We start from the raw sequence: 18,957 nt of genomic DNA on the forward strand, positions 1-18,957 counted from the left end.
CAATGACAATTCAAGATGAAATTGTGTCTAATAATTCTCTAAAATGGATGCAGGGATCTCTTATATTGAAGACTTCAGTTTATCGGCATTAGGCTTTTAAATACGATTCGACGCTTATAACGTTATAAGATGAAGTTACTAAAAGAACAAATTAGATGGAGTATGGTGAAAGGTGAAAAAAATTCTTGCTATATGTATCCTATTTGTCAGTTTACTTGTAGTTGGTATCGTATTTGTTGATATAAAAAAGACGGTGACGCAGTCTGATGTCTCCAAACAGGAAAAAAATTCTACGTTTAAGGAAATCAACAATCCTATTATTTTAGAAGACAACTTTCAATCTGGACTAGAAAAATGGAAGATAGCGATCAACGACCCGGAAAGCCGTATGAACCTAGATACTGATACAATCTCGCGGCGTGTACATATAGTAGATGCGCCTGGCATGACGGGAGATTACAAAGCAGTGCAGTTCGTTGTTCCGCATTCTCAAGGACAATTCCGTTCAGAAATTGCACAACCATACGAAGAAGGATTCCATGAACGTTGGTATACAGCACGGACTTATATTCCGCGTGACTGGGTGTTGGACAAGAGCAGTGGCAACGATATCGTTATGCAATGGCACGCCGTACTTGGCAGTGAGCGAGTGGATCGGGATTTTCCGGAATTGGCTATTGCAGTGGAAGGGGACAGATGGAAGATACAACGAGCGTTTGGTTCTCCTGCGAGTATAGGGCGCGATTTTAAGACATTGGATGAACTAGTGCAACAAGGAGTTTGGTCTTCGTGGGTAATCTATGCAAGGTGGTCAGCAGGAAGTGATGGATTACTACGAATATGGAAAGATGGAAAAGTTGTATGGGAAGTGCAAGGTCCTAATGCCTATACGACACGTACACGTACGCCTTACTTCAAGATAGGACTTTACCACCCGCAGTGGAAACCGAAGTATGGCGAACCAAAACCTGGTCTGGTAAAAGAAAGGAAGGTTTTCATTACCGATGTCAAGATAGGAAGTGAAGAAGCGACTTATCAGGATATGATGACAAAAAGTGATTTATTAAAAAAGGAAAAATAGATATCCAGAATAAGTGGTAGCTCCTCATCGGTGACTTCTCTATTATTTATCAAAGATTATCGATATCTTTAATAACGAAACGATTTGTTATGTCATCAGTGAATCACAAACAATGACATTAGCACTGAATTAGAAGTTTTTGAAAAAGCACATGATGCACATACAGTGAAGAAGTAGAGGATTAGATTAGTAGGCATAGGGAGAAATCTATATGTCTTTTTTTTATCCCGCATTAACGGGCAGTAAGACCCCCATCTCAAAATTCAACGGAAGCAAAGAAGTTAGGTGGGGGATCAACTGCCCGTAAAAGCCCGATTGGTTCAACTGATAGTCAGTGGAGGATGAACAAAACCTCCACTGATTAAAGTTTCACTTTATATGGATTTTTAATTGTAAGAAATAATTTACAATTTGTAAAAAATAAATTACAATTATCTAAAGAGGTGTTGCTATTGTTGCATAATAAAATTGTAGTTTGTCGAGCAGAAAAAGGTTGGACCCAAGAAGAACTGGCAACAAGAGTGGGAGTTAGTCGTCAAACTATCGCTACTCTTGAAAAGAATAAATATAACCCTTCTCTAATTCTTGCCTTTAAAATCGCAAATGTATTTGAAAAGCCGTTAACCGACGTATTTGATTATCTAGAGGAGTGATACATATGTTTTTGTTAAAAATTTTGTTATTTGGTTTAATAGTGATAAGTAAGATGTATGTAATAAAATTTCAATCAAGTGATGAAGCAAATGACGAAAGAGGAAGAGAAATTCTATATAAAACAAATAATGCTTTGTACAATATTCTATATTTAGGTATCCTTGCCATTATTGTTTTACAATTAATTGATATTATTCCTTTGAAATTTCTACCTGATTTGTTGTTATATTTTGCACTTTCATTAAGTGTGTTAGGCAGTATTTTTATATTTATCAACAGAAACAGTAAAAATTACTAATACGAGTTAAGTGTTTAATCTTGTTCTGTTAGTTAATTGAACAAAATTTTTTTTAGTAAGCTACATAACATAATCAATCTTTTTCATGAAAATTTAAGGAAGCCAAAAGAACCCACACATTTTAATCAAAATGTGTGGGTTCTTCTTTTTATAAAATGAATATTTGTAGTGTGGAATATATCCAATTGATTAACCGAACTAGTATTTTAGGGGGATTAACTGAAACCATAAATATAACTTCATGTCTATCTTGTTGATGAATTTCATTGTCCTCGGATAAAAAATCAGTAAACCCTTTAAGTATGTAATACTTTGGTTTTTATTACAATTTTGTAAGGTTAAGTAATGAAAATCGATAGAACGGGATATTGGAATGGGATACTCTGATTGATGGGTAGAATATTCTGAAAAAAAGGAGTAGGACAAATGAAGAATAGACAAAAAGCATCGATAATATGCAAAAGTATTTTATGTTTAATTATTTGTATATTGATTACAAATGAAGTGCGGTTTATGAAAGTGGTGAGAGCAGAATCGGGCACGTTTACTGATAGAAGTATAGAGGATTTCAAAAAAAAGATGGATAAACAGGTACCAAAATGGCAGGGGAAATATGAGGTACCAGGGGTTGCAATAGGAATTGTACATGAGGGGCGTATTGCTTATACACTTAACTATGGTTATGTAGATAAAAAGACAAAAAAAGCGGTGAGTGATGATACTTTGTTTCAGGCTGGTTCCATATCTAAAAGTCTTACAGCATGGGGAATCTTGCATCTTGTAGATGAAGTGCGTTTATTACTAGATGATCCCGTTGGAAAATATCTGACCAAATGGAAATTACCTAATTCAGAGTTTAATAATAATGAAGTCACGATAAGAAGATTGTTAAGTCATACAGCAGGGCTGTCTGCACATAAAGGATACCTTGGAGTTGTACCAGGAAAACATCTTGATTCTATCGAGGAGTCTTTGTCTGGAAAAGGATGGCTTAATGAAGCAGTGGAGGTTACCAATAAACCAGGTTCAGAAACAATTTACTCTGGTGGCGGATATACAATTTTACAACTTGTAATTGAAGAGGTTACCGGAATACCGTTTAATCGTTATATGGAAGAACAAATTATGAAACCTTTAGGAATGAAATCAAGCTCATTCTCGCAACGTCCTGAAAATCTTAATCTTTCGAAAGTCTATGGATATTTTGGAGAGGAGCTCCCTAGTTACCAATTTACCGAACAGGCTGCTGCAGGTCTCAAGACAAATGTTACCGATATGATGACATTGATACTTGCAAGCATGGATGCAAATACTAAAGGGAAAGGTGTTATCAAAAGTGAACGTGTTGAGGAAATGCCAAAGCCGATATTAGGGGAGAATGGTTTAGGTATATTTGAAAAAAACTATCTAATCAATGGAAATTACTTTATCATTCTGGTGACAACCGAGGTTGGCATTCTTTTTATGGTTTCATTCCTAATACAAAGGATGGATTGGTAATCCTTACAAATGGTGAAGGTGGTATAGACTTACGACAAGATATTTACCACGCATGGATTGAATATGAAACGGGAAAATTACCTGAAAGTTACTTCGCTCTAGCTGAGCAGAGAAAAAATAACTCCATTACATCAATTGTTATTGGAGCCGCACTTAGTATGTACTTGCTGCTGTTTGTTTTTAGATTGTACAAAGGTAGAAGAACTTTCATTTTTAAGCAAGAGAAGAAATCTTACATCGGATTAGTAGTTAGGACATTTTTACTTATTATTACTGCTATTCTCGTTTTTTGTGCTGCCTATTTGTGGAGAGTGTTTAGTTTGAATTCTGGTAATACAATAAATTTTATTCTAATAATGGCATGGATTATAACGCTATTAATTAGTGGATTTTTCCCGAAAATTAAAAGTAATAAAAAACAACGTATGAAACTAAGAGATTTAACATCAAAATTTACAATTATGTAATGTTAAAAGCTAGAAAGCTAGATTGGCGTGAATCGCTAATTGGGGAGTGCAAAAAACAACAAAATCTCTTAAAAAACACTTAATTTTTTACTCCATCTATCTTTACAATCCCCCCTTATAATGTGAATTGGACAAGCACCTAAGAGAAAGCAGAACATGTCAGTTTGTACATTTTATGATTAGGGGGAGAATTTGTATGAAAAAGACAGTTGCTTCGTTAGCAGTTATGGCGGCATTATTACCGACATTTTCAGCACATGCGGAAGGGAAAGAGCAAGTCCGAAAGTCAACTACAACTTTTAATGTTATTAGTGATATTCAAGGGGATTTAGGGGATTTTGATCATGTGTTAAAAGATATGAACAAAGTGATGCCACTTTCTAGAGCGCTTATTATGAATGGGGATATAACATCAACTGGACAGCAGTCACAATATGATGATGTTAAGCGTGTATTAAACAAAAATAAGGTCCCGGAAAATGTATGGTCAACAGTTGGAAATCATGAATTTTATGCTGGTAAATGGACGGCTGATGGGAAACTTTCTCAAAATACATGGCCAAATGGTGTAACTGAGGAAACTTTATTTAACCGCTATCTGAAATTTAGTGGACAAGAAAAGGTATATCATAAAAAAGAATTAGACGGTTATCCGCTTCTATTTTTAGGAACTGAAAAATATATGAAATACCACGATTCAAAAATGTGGGACGAAGTATATATGAGTGATGAGCAACTAGGTTGGTTAAAACAAAATTTAGAAGAGTACAGCCAAAAAGATAAAAATAAACCAATTTTCATTTTCTCTCATCACGTTTTACCTGATACTGTGTCTGGATCAAGACAATCACCATATTTACAAGACTATTTAAACGTTGATAAATTGTACGATATATTAAAAGACTATCCGCAGGTCGTTTTCTTTACGAGTCATACGCATTGGGATTTAAACTTACCGGACTGGGCTGGTAAAAAGAAGATTGCAGGTGGAGATGAAAAAGGATTTACAGTTGTAAATACGGGCGGAATTGAAACGGGCTGGATGTCAGCTGGACCAAATGGCGGAGAGAAAACTGCTCCGGATGGATATTCATTTAAACAAGGACTACAAATAAAAGCATACGGTAACGATGTAATCGTAACAGCTTACGATTATAAACGTGATAAAGATATTAAAAAATTATTAATTAGCGATTCGAAAGTTGCACAAATGGCACCAAATGTTACAGCAGATGACAGTAAAAACGTAATCGTCGGTGCAACAGAATACATGGAGTATTCTATAGAAGGAACGAATGAGTGGCATACGTATAATCCAGGGAATCCTCCGAAATTTGATGGGGACAAAATTGTATACGTACGCCATAAAGGCGAAATGAATTTACAGCCGGGATTAACGCAGCTACTTCGTTTTTCGGTAAATAAGTAATTGGAAAGGGCCAACTTTTTAATAAGTGGTCCTTTTCGGTTTTGCCGGTAAGTCGATATATTTGAAAAATCGCTCGTATAAATTTCATGTACCGAATTGAAGTGATAAAAGCGTAAATGCAATTTCATGTACTAAATTCCAATACATTTTTACCCCAGAAAGATGACTTCATCATTTTTACATGCAATAATAGTATCGTTACATACATTGTGAAAGAAGTACAAAAGGAGCGTTATTTATGAATTTAGCTAAATTCCCGAGAAAAAAATATACAGAATCATATACACCGATTGAAAAATTAAACAATTTTTCTGAAGTACTTGGTGGGCCAACTATTTATTTTAAACGAGATGATTTACTTGGTTTAACAGCTGGTGGCAATAAGACGAGAAAGTTAGAGTTTCTAGTTGCGGATGCACAGGAAAAAGGTGCAGATACGTTAATTACAGCTGGTGGTATTCAGTCCAATCATTGCCGCTTAACACTTGCAGCTGCGGTAAAAGAAAAAATGAAGTGTATCCTTGTGTTAGAAGAAGGACTTGAGCCAGAAGAGAAGCGAGACTTTAACGGAAACTATTTCTTATATCATTTACTAGGTGCTGAAAATGTAATTGTCGTACCAAACGGAGCAGATCTTATGGAAGAGATGCATAAAGTTGCGAAAGAAGTAAGTGAGAAAGGTAATACACCATATGTAATACCAGTTGGTGGATCAAATCCTACTGGTGCAATGGGATACGTTGCTTGTGCGCAAGAAATTATGGCACAATCATTCGATCAAGGAATTGATTTCAGCTCAGTTGTTTGCGTAAGTGGTAGCGCAGGTATGCACGCTGGTTTAATTACTGGCTTTGCTGGAACACAAAGTAATATCCCTGTAATCGGAATCAACGTAAGTAGAGGAAAAGCAGAGCAAGAAGAGAAAGTAGCAAAACTTGTAGAGGAAACGTCAGCTCACGTTGGTATTCCGAATTTTATCTCGCGCGAAGCTGTGACATGCTTTGATGAATATGTAGGACCAGGTTACGCGTTACCAACGCCAGAAATGGTGGAAGCAGTTCAATTACTTGCGAAAACAGAAGGTATTTTACTGGATCCAGTGTATACAGGTAAAGCAGTAGCGGGACTAATCGACTTAATTAAAAAAGGTACATTTAATAAAGAAGACAACATTTTATTCGTACATTCAGGTGGTTCACCAGCTTTATATGCGAATACATCTTTATTTGCTTAAGTGTAAAAAAGCATTGGGTATCCAATGCTTTTTTGTTATATACTGGAACTAATAAGGGTGAGAGGGGGAAGTATATGAGTTTAAATGTAAAATGGATTATATACACGATACTCAGCATTTCTATTTTACTAATTTTATTTGTGGCTTATGGAGTTTATTTATCTTTCACTTAAGTGAAATGGTAACCAAACCAAAGGAAAAATAAAATAATTGCAGTGTTAAATAGAGTAAAACATAAACCGATAATGGCTAAAATTTTCTTCTCAGATCGGCTACAAAAAGAGATGAATGCTAATAGGATTGCTATAAAAGCGGAAGCTAATATGAAGTAGGCGAAAGGCACGACATATGCTACTCCAACTCGGTCTAAAATAGGTGTGAAGAGAAAGAGATTCATAGTAACGAATATACTTACAATGAGAAACGTATAACTTTTCCAAGTGTATGTTTGTAACTGCATGGAACGATACTCCTTTCTCTTTATTATTTATATTTTTAAGTTTAAATTAATTACCTTTATTTTACAAATTAAAATATTTTGTATTGAAAAGAGGGTATTAATATGAAATTTAGAAATTGGTCTCTAGTTATTATTAGTATCTGTATATTCATAATAACCGGCTGTTCAAATAGACTAGGAAATGAAGATCAAAGAATCGAAGTACAAAATTATACTGCTGATGATGAATATGAAGATTTTAAGGTAGTGACAGATAATAATGAAGTGTTGCAAGTAAAGAAAATATTAAAGGATACTACTTTTGAGAATAAAAAAGTGGAAATGTCTCGTCCAGCGGATTATCACTTTATTTTTCAATTTAAAAATCCGAAAATAGAGGCGAAAGCTGTGTTGTATCAAATTTGGGTAAGCACGAATAAGGAGAAATTGGAAATTAAGGCGGGGGATAATCGGTACGCTCAATTAGAGGGAAAACATGCAGCCACTTTGTTTCAGATCGTTACAGGGGAGAGGTTAGCTGAATAAACATATATAGAGTTATAGGAATTCAGTTCGTATTTTGCATTTTGAGAGATACTTAGTTTTCAACAAAAATAGTTATCTTTTTATATTGGAATAAATATTGAGAATCGGATAAAATGGAAATTGGACATTGAATCGATGAGCATGAGGTTCTACGCTTATAAGCGGATTCATGGACCTTAAGGTGTGCATGAATCTGCCAATGAATAATAAAATTAGGAAATATATTGTTTTTACAAAGATTCGATGTTATGTTTAATTTTCTTAATATAATATTTCCCTTATATAGGAGTGGCTATTTGAAGAAGTTAATATTATTAGTTTTATTGGCTACATGCTGCCTCACCATTGCAGGATGTTCTAATAATAGGATTATAACAAAGGATGAGTCTAAAACTTCAACACCTGTAAAGATTGAACGGATCAATAAAGCGTGGTACAAACATATATAATAGTTTAAAGAATCTTGAAATTGTTGATGATAAAGATTATAAGGTGAAATTAGTTAGGCCGATAGTAAATGTTGTGAAACATGGTGGAAAGCAGGGAGCATGATTTGCATTTAAATGTATATAATATGCGACATTAAAATATTCACAAAAAAGAGTCTACATGTAGTCCTTTTTTTGTGGATATTTTTCATAAATAATAAACACCCTATGGTGCCTTTCTCTGATTTGAACTATCCGAAAAGTATTTTATCAAGTTAAGTAGTATCGTTCTTCAAAATTTGGCGAATACGAGGGGCACGTAATAGCTCGATTGTTGTGATCCTTTTTCACTTTATCTATCATCTTTATATATCTTACTATTAAAAAATCTGACTTTAATCGATTAAATGAGATAAAAACTGGTTAAAAAGAATGAAATTTTAGGAAAAATAAGGTACACTATTCAATGGTTTTGGTTTAAAATCGATTGACGTTAATGTATACGGGGGAAAGATTGATGAATAACAATACTGTAAATGAATCAGTTGAAGAAGTTGAGAAAAAACGGGTAAGATCAAAAAAGCGTTTTACAAATTGGAAACTTATCGCAGCGGGTGGCGGTGTAATTGCACTTCTTATTGGGGGAATGAGTTATTATCAGGCAACTCACTTCAATTCAAATGTTACGATTAATGATACAAAAGTCGGTGGTTTGAGCGCTGATCAGGCAATACAGAAATTAAAAACATCTGGATTAGCAAACAAAGTCTATATTGATCAACAGCAAATTTTAGATGAACAAGAGACAAAGACGGAACTGACGGAAAAAGATTTGCCACAAGTTAAGAAACTATTAAAAAGCCAGTGGACATTTTTCCCTTCTTCAAAGGAAAAAGATTACTCATTGCTACCAGAAAAGGCAGAACAGTATCGTAGTGAAACGATGAAAAAACTTGTAGAAGAAAAGCTTGTCTCTATGAATGAAAAATTAAAGGCGCCTCAAGATGCTATGGCGAAGCTTGAACAAGGAAAAGTTGTTATTTCGAAGAGCGTTGATGGAAAACAATATGACGTTACGAGTCTACTAAAAGATTACGACAAACAGAAGCATAAAAGCGAAATTCATCTAAAGTCTGCATACATACAGCCTATTAAAGAAGACGATCCGATTATCAAAAAAGAAGAGAAAGCATTACAGAATCTTCTTGGGCAGTCTGTTGATTATAAAGTGCAAAATGAAGTCTATTCATTAAAAGCGAAAGATTTCATTCAAAATGCCTCTATGTCAAAGGATATGAAAGTGACAATCGATGCGAGCGATATTAAGAATAAGATTGTTGAAATTAATAAGGCTAAATCTACATTACATAAAGACTTCGCATTTAAAACACATTCTGGTTCGGTCATATCAGTAAAAGGACAAGGATACGGCTGGGCACTAGATATTGAAAAAGAAACAAAACAAGTTCAAGAAGCCTTTGAGAAAGGTGAAAAATCGCTTTCTGCTTCTAATATTCACGGAAATGGTTGGGAGAAGGAAGGTATCGGCTATGAAACAACATCGAATAATGGCATCGGAGATACATATGCGGAAGTTTCCATTGCAGATCAACAAATTTGGATTTATAAAGATGGAAAATTAGTCGTCACAACAAATGTAGTAACGGGTAAACATAGCACGGCTGAAGATACATCTCCAGGTGTATGGTACGTTCTATACAAACGAACTCCATACACGCTGAGAGGCAGCGCAGTAGGTAAAGCTGATTATGCAGTTAAAGTAGATTACTGGGTTCCATTCACAAATAGCGGTCAAGGATTCCACGATGCTGGCTGGCGAAAAGATTGGGCAAATAATGCTTATTTAACAGGGGGATCAGGCGGGTGTGTGAACCTTCTTCCTAACGTTGCAAAAACTGTATATGATAGTTTGAACACGAATGATCCAGTTATTGTGTACTAGAAAATAGGTACGTATTGAGAAATAAATAAAGCAGGGAATTTTATTTGATGGTACATGAAAAAACACCTCTTGAATTCGCATACGAAGTATGTAAATTTAATGGAGGTGTTTTTTTGTTTGAAGACAAGGGTTCATTGTTTATAAGAAATAAAGTGGAAAGAGATTGAGATGATAGGTATTCAAATAGTCAATAAAATTGACACTGAATATCATTTTCATTTATTATGGAATCGTCGCATGTAATTGTATATGATTTTCATGGGAAAGTTTACTAATATAATAGATTTTTATTAAGGTGTCTCATTTAAGAATTTAAAAGTAGGAAAGGGTAATATAAAAATGAACTGGAAAAAAGGCGGATTATGGATTATTATTTTTTTCATTGTAAAAGGTACAATTTCTACACTTTTAATCGTTACAGGTGCTAAATATTTTGATTTGTCATTTATGCAGATTCTCGTACTAATACTGATTTTATTACTGATTTCTCTCATAAGTCGAAAATTGCTGCATAGACATAAACAAAACAAAAAGCAAAAAGAGCTAAATATATAATGAAGCCCCAGAGACCTTTCGATTTCTGGGGTTTTATTTCGATATTTTTTTCCATAGGCATATCAACTTAACAGAACAGGTTGTCCAAAATGATAAAATCGATGCTGTTTATAATGCGTCGGTTACTTTTATATAAGGATTGAAGAGAGCTTTTAAATCAATCTTTATTCTGAAGCTACAGACACTCATAAATTATTTCCGTTTTTCAATTGGTAGTTTAAATGTAAAAGTACTGCCTTCTCCTAGTTCACTTTCAACGGTAATTTCTCCTCCGTGTAGTTCGACAATCCATTTTACCATCGACAATCCTAAACCTGTGTTTCCGATGTTTGAAGATGTTCGTGCTGCGTCAACTCGATAGAATCGGTCCCATATTTTAGTAATATGTTGCTCGCTGATGCCTATGCCATTATCGGAGACTTTACCTATTATGTTGGTTTCATCTCCGAACAATTGCACATGTACAGTTCCGTTCGCTTTACTATAAGCAATCGCATTCGTTAGTAAATTCATTAATAAACGCATCATCAATGTTTGATCTGCTTTCATAAACAGGTCTTCCTCTATATTAGTTGTTATATCAATCGAAGCTTCTTGAACCATTAATGAAAGCTCTTCTACAACGATTTCCGTTAATTCACTCATATTGATACATTCAAATTGAAGAGTATTATGCTTTCCTTGATCAGCTCTTGCTAATAATAAGAGTTGTGAGATTAGTGCGGACATTTTACGTGATTGCTTTAAAATTACTTCTAACGATTCTTCCATTTCTTTCGGATTATTTCTCTGCAATAAAGCGTATTCGCATTGCGAAATAATAACAGATGTTGGTGTTCTTAATTCATGAGATGCGTCAGATGTAAATTGTTTTTCACTTTCAAATGATGTTTCCAATCGCTCAAACATTTTGTCAAAGGTTTGTGCTAAATGATACATTTCGTCTTTTGGTGAACCGTGTAAATTAATTCTCTTGGAAAGGTCTTTACCATCACCAATTTTACTGGCTGAATCACTCATTTGTTGCACAGGTCGAAACGCTCTTTGCGTAATAAAATATCCTCCCACTGCGGCAATGAGAATAAGTAATGGGAATGAGATAAGTGTTACGACAATAAACGTATTCATCGTTGAGGATAATTGGCTCATCGTCATTATTCCACGAATCCAGACTTGCTCATCGCCGCCTGCATTATGGAGAAAATCATATACAATCCATTCTTTATTATCGTCTGTAATGGTTTGTATTTCATCGGATTTAAGCGATATCTTTTTATTAAAGCTTGTTGGACTATTTCCTGCCAGCAGCTCACCTTGTTTATTATAAATGATGATATTTACTCCATCTTCTAAGGTTTTAAAATCATCGTCCATTTTTAATTGTCCATGCTTATATTCGATATCTTCCATGCTTTCTTTTACTGTGTTCTTTAATTGAACTTTCATATTAAAAAGCAAAACTTTATCTGAAGAAGTTAAAATAAAAGCTAACACGAGTGCCATAATAATTACAATTAGCCCTGTATACCACAGGGTTACTCTCATTTTGATGGATAGTCTTTTCATGATTCCACTCGCAATACGTAACCAGTTCCTCGTACTGTATGAATTAACTTCGTTTCAAACTGGCTATCAATTTTTTTACGAAGATAGCGGATATAAACATCAATAATATTCGAGCCACCTTCATAGTCGTAATTCCACGCATGTTGCTCAATTTTATCTCGTGTCAACACAACTTCCTTATTACGAATCATATATTCTAAAATAGCAAATTCTTTACTGGAAAGAGTGATAACCTGATCTCCTCTTGTTACTTTATGCATATTACAATCTACCACTAGGTCAGCGATTTCAAACACATTAGATGTGTTTCCTGATTTTCTTCGCATTAACACTCGCATTCTTGCTAACAGTTCGTCAAAAGCAAATGGCTTTACTAAATAATCGTCCGCACCTAAGTCGAGTCCTGTTACACGATCATCAATTGTATCTTTAGCTGTAAGAAGCAAGACAGGAGTTGTATTATTGTCCGCGCGTAATCTTTGTAATACTTGTAAACCATCTATTCCGGGAATCATAATGTCAAGCACAATCAAATCGTAGGTAGCCATGTTTATATAATTCAAGGCATCTTCTCCATTCCCACATGCATCGACACTATAATGTTCTGTATTTAATCGTTTTACCAATATATTTTGTAAGTCTTGTTCATCTTCGACAATAAGAACTCGCATTAACATTCTCCTTTTTTCCTTATTTATATGTATCACTATAATTCCAAAACATTAAAGAAAGATTAGAAACGATTTAATTATATCATTTTATTTTTTTGTACATTAATCTTCCTTTAATGTTTGTTCAGTAATATAAAGGCAAGGATAAGGTGCACATGTAGAGGGAGGAAAACAGAATGAGAAAGTGGATGTTGATTGGAGCAATGTCTTGTCTATTCTTAACAGCTTGTTCTACTCAAGCTGATAACAATACAGAAGTACAACAACTGAAAGTGGAAAATGATACATTGCAAAAAGAAAGTGCTCAACTACAACAAGAACCACACAAAACAGGGCCTGCTACGAATGATACGAAGCAAATGCAAGATTTCAAAAACGAAGTCACATTTATCGTTGAAAAGGCAAATAACACGAAACCAGTTGGAGCAAAAGAAGAAAACTTAAATACGTACTTAGCAGCAAAAAAAGAAATTGATCAATTAGATGACAAGATAGATCTATCTGATAACCAGCTAGAAGCAGATTATCACGCTGGAACGATAACTGTTGAACAATATGAAATGCAAGAAAGAGAACACGATATACTGGAAGATCAATTAGAGCAAGCAGAAAATGCACTTGAAGCAAGATTTGGAATAGATGATTAATCATGAAGGAGTGGATGAAAATGTTAAAACATAAAAAGAAAATAATTATAAGTGTAATTGCTATTTTAGTAAGTGGTATTGCTATTGTTGGTGGATATTATGGTATGGGTTACAATTATGCGAAAAAGAATGAAAACTACACAGAGAAACAAGTTCGTGAAATTTCTTTAGCTCATACAAATGGAGAAATTATTAATGTGAAAAAAGAATTCGAATTAGAAGATGACAACTTAGCACAATCAAAATTTGAATATGAAGTGGAAATCAAGACGCCTGATAATCTGTTAAATATTTTAAAGGTTAGTGCTAGAACAGGTACAATAGAAATCAATCATGAAGATTAAAAAATATCGCATATTTGAAAAAACTCCTAACAAAATTTGTTAGGAGTTTTTTCATGTTTATACGCTACTATTTTAAAAGGAGGACCGTTATATCACCATCAAGCTAACAAAATACCACCAATACGCTATTCTTTCTGAATAATCATAGGAAAGTATCGGTCCAATCCAAGTGTATATTTGTGACGAGTTGAATTCAAACTTGACCTTAGATTCAGTGATTTTTCTTTTTCTCCAATCGTGCAAATTTGATTACGTATAATTACATAACAACTTGTCATTGTAACTTTGATATCTTGCTGTTACATTCCAAAATGCGTACAACAGCGTGCTTTCAAGGTTATACTGACGCTGGAGGTGATTCAAAGTGACATACGATTGGTTTATAAACGAATGCGCAGTATTTTTCGGAAGTTGATCTTTTCATTAGCCAGAAAGCTTTTGAGTCCTAATAGTAAACATCAATTCTTCATTTTGAAACTAAAATCGCTTTTATATTAGATTTCGAATTTTATGTGGTACAGACATTAGTTGAAAGATAGGTTTTGCCTGTTCTTGTTTATATCAAAAACTTGATAATTTATAAAAATGGATTTAACGGGGGGATATTATGAAAGACAGCAAACATTTTAATTTTCATAAGCTTTGGCTAGGGCAGTCTATAAGTTTGTTAGGTACTCAGTTTACAATAGTAGCTTTGCCACTTTTTGCATTAGAGGTGTTACAAACAAGTGAAGCAAATGCTGCTATGCTTCGTGGTGTTATATTCGTCCCGTACCTAATTTTCGGATTAGTAGCCGGTGCTTTAATAGACATTTTTCATAGGAAAAATGTCTTGCTAATTTGTAGTATATGTCAAGGAGTATTGTTTTTATCAGTATCCATACTGACTGTAACAAATATTATAACGTTCCCCTTATTGGTATTTATCATGTTTTTAAATGGAATATTCACCACGTTTTACAACATCGCTATTCCTTCTTTCTTACCGGAAATAGTAACAGATAAAGACAACTTAAAAAAAGGAAATGCTCAACTAGCACTTTCGGAATCTATTTCTATAGTAATTGGTCCTATGCTAGTTGGATTAACAGGCTCATTTACTTTTCATAAAGAAAAGACACCCTAAGGTGCCTTCCTCCGACTTGAACCACGTTCATTTAGTGTAAACACATCCTATAAAACAGAATCGTCTATATACATCAGATTGTTAGTTTACAAAATACAAGAGATTTGAGATCAGTATTAGAGTGACGCCACATCTTCTGTAATGATTGATATGTTACGCCTTTCAAAAGAATCTGCTTTATAGAATGTATCCACAATTTATATTTTACTACATTTAATATTTATTTGGTGTATTTTATGTAACTATGTATAATTGCATAAAGTTTTGAAAAAACGAGAGTATAATTTGGTATTGTGTCATAAAAATAAAGCTCACCTACGGTTATAGGTGAGCCTTATTTTTATGACTATCTCATTGCACAAAAGGGAATTTGTATTAACATAATAGCATATTCTTGGTGTTCTTATATTGAGAAAAAAGAAAAGACACCCAAAGGTGCCTTTTCCAATAGTTTTTTAGCAGAAGCAAGAAGCTCCAACGATGATTAATAAAATAAATAATACAACTAATAAAGCGAAGCCTCCAGCAAAACCGCCGCCGCCGCAACTACCGCAGCTACCACCGTAACTCATATTAATCTCTCCTTTTAGTAAGAGGCGAAAAAATGAGGTCACTCATGTATTTTAATGGATTCAAATTACTTTATGTTTTTATGGATTAATTGAGCAGGTCCTTTTGAAAATAGTTTTTATATCGAAAGTAGAGGATTAATTATCCTGCATGTCAATCAATATGCTAAATTGCATATCTAAAAAAGTAGAATTTGTTAACGTTTTCAAAATAAGGAATATTCTTATAAATTTCTGTTAATATCAAACTTGTACTTATTATAAAACAAGGGGATGTTTATATGTTTAAAAAAGTTACATTGGGGATATCATCATTAGCGGTGGCAACGGTAGTTGGGTTAGGAATGGCATCGGAGGCATCAGCAGGGCCAGCAGCACCTCTAACTTCTTTAAGTGTAGTAAAAGTGGAATCACAATTGGGTGGAGTTGAATACATTACCCCTAATAGTTTTAGTACAACTAAAGATCATGGGGGAAGTTACTTATATGTTTACACAAAAGAAATAGGGTATGGACAGTTTCCTTTTGCCAAAATGAATGGATTTGATGTGAAAAATATTGGTTCACAAATAATTGGTGGTAATCCTATTGTAGGTTGGGAATATAAATGGGACGCATCAAATCATCAAGAAGGGACTTTTGAATATCAAAAGACTTCAATAAACTATCCAAGAGATACGTGGCGCACTTCGTTATATATTAAATAATTAGTTTTCTATATTCGTAGCATGAAAATCCCTTCACAATGTGTGGGGATTTTTTCATAAAAAAAGACGCCATAAGGCGCCGTCCTTTTAGGTAGATAAGATTTAGTTTTCCAATCTAAAGAAATTTTGTATCAGCTCTTTGTGAGTATATCATAATATCTGATGGATTTATTATGCATTGTTACATATTCTTTCCCCCCCTCTATTTTTCGTTTGATAAAATATAATCCTAATATTACCAAAATTTAAATAAATATTTCTACATATTCAAAACATTTACATAATTTACAAAAGTGATACAGTTGAATTGTAAGCTATAAAAACTATTAAAGGGGGATTTATTATGTTCAAGAAATTAGTAGTAGGAGTATTAGCAACTGGTATTGCATTAACAGGAGGAATTGGGGCAGCTTCAGCTGATACGCAAAAAGCTGTGAGCTCTCCGAAGCAAGCAACATGTTCAATTCCTTATGAGTATTCTAATGGTAAATTCAAAAGAACTCTTTATTACTCAAATGGAGTATATGCTAATAGTTTTAATGAAAATGTTTGTGGCGGGACGATTACGTGGTATTTAAAACATGTTCAAAATGGAGTTGCTTTTTACGAAGGTAATTTAAAATAGTAGATTTTTTGAACCTCATTTATTGAGGTTCTTTTATTTTTGGTTTTCAAATTGATTCTCCATAAAAAAAAGACACCAAAAGGTGCCTTTCTCCGACTTAAACCACTTTAATTTTAATAATATGTATTGGAATCCCATCCGAATATTATTTTACCATGTTAAGTAATATTTTGGTACCGCCAGTATTTCAGAAAAAACCACGCTAAGTAAAATTGAAGTGAACCCGAATAGTGGTACATGAAAAAACACCTCCTGAATTCGCATACTAAGTATGCAAATTCAACGGAGGTGTTTTTCATTTGAAAGAAAGAGTACATTACCCAGAAGAAATAAAGTGGAAAGTAATTGAGATGAAAAAGGATGGTTATTCAAATCGTACCATGGGGGGATTTTTAACACAATTATAGCCCGGAATTGCGGGGGAGGGAAAACACATCTCGCTTATGCTATCGCAGATCAGCTTGCAGGGGCAGGGAAGTCAGTTGTCTTCGTCACAGTGGGTGAGTTGCTACGGAAAATCAAAAGTACGTTCAGTAAAGACTCTACATTAACTGAAGGTGCAATTATAAGAGGATTAGTAAGGGCAGAAGTATTAATAGTTGATGATTTAGGAGCGGAGTTAGGCGCATTAGATGCCAATACAAAAGCAACAAACTTCATTAATAGGGTGTTATTCGATGTTTTCGATGGTAGGGCAAGGTTAAATCTACTATTTTCACGACAAACCTAACAGGAAAGCGTTTAGACGAGGTATACGATGAACGGATTGTATCTCGGATTTTAAATAATTTTTAGAACGATCACTTTCAAAGAAACAAAGGATTACAGAAGAAAGGCATTGCCATGTTAAAAGGGGGAAATCGAAATGTGTGCATGTAATGGAACGGGTATGTATCAGTTTGGGACATGCGTTTGTAAAGCAGCAAATCAAACACCTGAAGAAGTGGATAGAAAGCGTCATGCTGTTATGGCGGAACTAAGAGAAATTCATCAATTACAACTGGAGGGGAAATGGGATGCCAAGACTTGGAACGGATTTGGAGAAGGAAAATTACACAATGGCGTTGCAGCAGAGAAAGTACATGAAGAAATCGCGTCATAACTTATATATCGCTCTAGAAGAATTGGATCTGGTGTTTGATGAAAGCGAAGTAATTCGATTAAAAGAAATGTGAAAGGAAGACACCAATTAGAAATTGCAGCATTGATTATGGATCAGGCCGATAAGAATAAAATTAAATCTCGTCCAATGGGGTTAGAGGCATGAAACAACTAACACTGGAGGATGTAATCGGAAGTTTTAATTATACGGCAACAAATACAGCGGAAAAGTTCTTGAAGCGTAATAGCGTTATGACGTACTCAATAGAGTTTTATGACAAAGACGAGAAATGGAAGCTTCGTTGGTTTGAAGCGAAGTCCGAGAGGGAAGCTATAGAAATGGCTAAAAAGAAATACGGAAAGATACAAATCATTACTACTTATATTTCGGATAGAACCTTAGCAGAGATTATGAATTTAGATCAGGAGACATAACGCTATGACGGGTGGTCAAATCGGCTAAATCTAGGTAATTATTTGATGATTCTGATAGTCTTATAAAAGCGTTATCTAAAAAAAAAGACCTCTTACGGAAAGATAAGAGGTCATCCAAAAGATGTTGTATTTGAAACACGTGATGTTTCATAAATGTATTATAATATAATTTATATATTACGTATAACTAATGTATGTATAAAATTGTGAAAAGAATAAAATTTTATAAAATAGTAATTTGAAACTGTTCATGAAAAAAGAGCACTATCGAAAGTGCTCTTAGAAAATCTAGTTTATATTCTGTTTTGAGCTACGATTTTAATATTCTCTGGTGGAATGATATCTTGAATTTTTTCTTTTAAATCTACGTGGACCATTTCTTCAAGATGCTCAAGTGAAACTTCATAGTTTATGCATTCCGCAGTTGAGATGTTTAATAAAGAATAATTTTCATTCTTTTTTACAACAAGATATTGTGATTGATCTGTAATTACAATACATCCTTGTTGAATGCCTAATTTACGATTATCTTCAAAAGTCATAAATATATCTCCTAACACTTTTCTGATAGG

19 protein-coding genes and 4 pseudogenes are annotated in these 18,957 nt (G+C 34.1%); 18 read left to right on the forward strand and 5 right to left on the reverse strand.

Translation table 11 applies throughout. The annotated features are described in order from the left end of the window. Positions 1–172 precede the first annotated feature (172 nt). The 6 genes and pseudogenes from KVT31_RS17420 (at position 173) to cuyA (ending at position 6,663) form a co-directional block, all read left to right on the forward strand. Entirely contained in the window at positions 173–1,081 is a 909-nt protein-coding gene (locus KVT31_RS17420; protein WP_088096975.1) for a polysaccharide lyase family 20 protein, read from the forward strand. A 452-nt stretch (positions 1,082–1,533) separates the two neighbouring features. Next, positions 1,534–1,734, forward strand: a complete 201-nt coding sequence (locus KVT31_RS17425; RefSeq protein WP_000903049.1) for a helix-turn-helix transcriptional regulator — start codon at positions 1,534–1,536, stop codon at positions 1,732–1,734. Between the two features lie 5 nt (positions 1,735–1,739). Continuing rightward, positions 1,740–2,033: a hypothetical protein gene (locus KVT31_RS17430; protein WP_088096974.1), complete on the forward strand. Its 294-nt coding sequence runs from the start codon at positions 1,740–1,742 to the stop codon at positions 2,031–2,033. A 426-nt stretch (positions 2,034–2,459) separates the two neighbouring features. Then, positions 2,460–4,000, forward strand: a pseudogene (locus KVT31_RS17435) (serine hydrolase domain-containing protein). Between the two features lie 196 nt (positions 4,001–4,196). Next, on the forward strand, positions 4,197–5,429 hold the full coding sequence (locus KVT31_RS17440; RefSeq protein ID WP_088096973.1) for a DUF4073 domain-containing protein: 1,233 nt from the start codon (positions 4,197–4,199) through the stop codon (positions 5,427–5,429). Positions 5,430–5,667: 238 nt separating this feature from the next. Then, positions 5,668–6,663, forward strand: a complete 996-nt coding sequence (gene cuyA, locus KVT31_RS17445; protein ID WP_088096972.1) for a D-cysteate sulfo-lyase — start codon at positions 5,668–5,670, stop codon at positions 6,661–6,663. A 169-nt stretch (positions 6,664–6,832) separates the two neighbouring features. Here the strand turns inward: cuyA and KVT31_RS17450 are convergent, their stop codons facing one another. After that, positions 6,833–7,123 carry a hypothetical protein gene (locus KVT31_RS17450; protein ID WP_088096970.1) on the reverse strand — a complete coding sequence of 97 codons (291 nt, stop codon included), beginning with the start codon at positions 7,121–7,123 and terminating at the stop codon, positions 6,833–6,835. 102 nt (positions 7,124–7,225) lie between these two features. Between KVT31_RS17450 and KVT31_RS17455 the strand changes: the two genes are divergently transcribed. From KVT31_RS17455 to KVT31_RS17465, 3 genes are all read left to right on the forward strand, one after another. Then, positions 7,226–7,648: a YhfM domain-containing protein gene (locus tag KVT31_RS17455; protein ID WP_088096969.1), complete on the forward strand. Its 423-nt coding sequence runs from the start codon at positions 7,226–7,228 to the stop codon at positions 7,646–7,648. Positions 7,649–8,593: 945 nt separating this feature from the next. After that, a complete protein-coding gene (locus tag KVT31_RS17460) occupies positions 8,594–10,039 on the forward strand; it encodes a L,D-transpeptidase family protein (protein WP_088096968.1) in 1,446 nt (481 codons plus the stop codon). A gap of 339 nt (positions 10,040–10,378) precedes the next feature. Continuing rightward, entirely contained in the window at positions 10,379–10,594 is a 216-nt protein-coding gene (locus KVT31_RS17465; RefSeq protein WP_088096967.1) for a hypothetical protein, read from the forward strand. A 192-nt stretch (positions 10,595–10,786) separates the two neighbouring features. Here the strand turns inward: KVT31_RS17465 and KVT31_RS17470 are convergent, their stop codons facing one another. Next, positions 10,787–12,160 (reverse strand): sensor histidine kinase, encoded by a 1,374-nt coding sequence (locus KVT31_RS17470; RefSeq protein WP_088096966.1) that lies wholly within the window; start codon positions 12,158–12,160, stop codon positions 10,787–10,789. Next, positions 12,157–12,831: a response regulator transcription factor gene (locus KVT31_RS17475; RefSeq protein ID WP_088096965.1), complete on the reverse strand. Its 675-nt coding sequence runs from the start codon at positions 12,829–12,831 to the stop codon at positions 12,157–12,159. The genes KVT31_RS17470 and KVT31_RS17475 overlap by 4 nt, the downstream gene beginning before the upstream one ends. A 176-nt stretch (positions 12,832–13,007) precedes the next feature. Here KVT31_RS17475 and KVT31_RS17480 point away from each other — a divergent pair, with 176 nt between their 5' ends. The 3 genes and pseudogenes from KVT31_RS17480 to KVT31_RS17490 all read left to right on the forward strand — a co-directional run. Continuing rightward, a complete protein-coding gene (locus KVT31_RS17480; RefSeq protein ID WP_088096964.1) occupies positions 13,008–13,478 on the forward strand; it encodes a hypothetical protein in 471 nt (156 codons plus the stop codon). 20 nt (positions 13,479–13,498) lie between these two features. Further along, positions 13,499–13,822 (forward strand): PepSY domain-containing protein, encoded by a 324-nt coding sequence (locus KVT31_RS17485; protein WP_088096963.1) that lies wholly within the window; start codon positions 13,499–13,501, stop codon positions 13,820–13,822. 607 nt (positions 13,823–14,429) lie between these two features. Then, positions 14,430–14,924 (forward strand): annotated as a pseudogene (locus KVT31_RS17490) (MFS transporter); the annotation flags it as partial. 479 nt (positions 14,925–15,403) lie between these two features. Here the strand turns inward: KVT31_RS17490 and KVT31_RS17495 are convergent. Continuing rightward, positions 15,404–15,520, reverse strand: coding sequence for a YjcZ family sporulation protein (locus KVT31_RS17495; protein WP_088096962.1), 117 nt, complete (start codon positions 15,518–15,520; stop codon positions 15,404–15,406). A gap of 278 nt (positions 15,521–15,798) precedes the next feature. Here KVT31_RS17495 and KVT31_RS17500 point away from each other — a divergent pair, with 278 nt between their 5' ends. The 6 genes and pseudogenes from KVT31_RS17500 to KVT31_RS17525 all read left to right on the forward strand — a co-directional run bounded on the left by KVT31_RS17500 (position 15,799) and on the right by KVT31_RS17525 (position 18,385). Further along, positions 15,799–16,224 (forward strand): DUF4879 domain-containing protein, encoded by a 426-nt coding sequence (locus tag KVT31_RS17500; protein ID WP_088096961.1) that lies wholly within the window; start codon positions 15,799–15,801, stop codon positions 16,222–16,224. A 343-nt stretch (positions 16,225–16,567) separates the two neighbouring features. Next, positions 16,568–16,849 (forward strand): LCI fold-containing protein, encoded by a 282-nt coding sequence (locus KVT31_RS17505; protein WP_060629797.1) that lies wholly within the window; start codon positions 16,568–16,570, stop codon positions 16,847–16,849. 388 nt (positions 16,850–17,237) lie between these two features. Continuing rightward, positions 17,238–17,699: pseudogene (locus KVT31_RS17510) on the forward strand (ATP-binding protein); the annotation flags it as partial. A gap of 15 nt (positions 17,700–17,714) precedes the next feature. After that, positions 17,715–17,951, forward strand: a complete 237-nt coding sequence (locus KVT31_RS17515; protein WP_088096960.1) for a hypothetical protein — start codon at positions 17,715–17,717, stop codon at positions 17,949–17,951. Then, positions 17,866–18,116: pseudogene (locus KVT31_RS17520) on the forward strand (helix-turn-helix domain-containing protein). The gene KVT31_RS17515 and the pseudogene KVT31_RS17520 overlap by 86 nt, the downstream one beginning before the upstream one ends. Next, positions 18,113–18,385: a hypothetical protein gene (locus KVT31_RS17525; RefSeq protein WP_088096959.1), complete on the forward strand. Its 273-nt coding sequence runs from the start codon at positions 18,113–18,115 to the stop codon at positions 18,383–18,385. The pseudogene KVT31_RS17520 and the gene KVT31_RS17525 overlap by 4 nt, the downstream one beginning before the upstream one ends. A gap of 293 nt (positions 18,386–18,678) precedes the next feature. Here KVT31_RS17525 and KVT31_RS17530 read toward each other — a convergent pair whose 3' ends face one another. Continuing rightward, the gene (locus tag KVT31_RS17530; RefSeq protein ID WP_088096958.1) at positions 18,679–18,927 is read right to left on the reverse strand and encodes a hypothetical protein; all 249 of its coding nucleotides are present in this window, start codon (positions 18,925–18,927) and stop codon (positions 18,679–18,681) included. Positions 18,928–18,957 lie beyond the last annotated feature (30 nt).

Origin of the sequence: Bacillus sp. GbtcB14 (assembly GCF_019091205.1) — a bacterium.
GTDB lineage: Bacteria > Bacillota > Bacilli > Bacillales > Bacillaceae_G > Bacillus_A > Bacillus_A cereus_AG.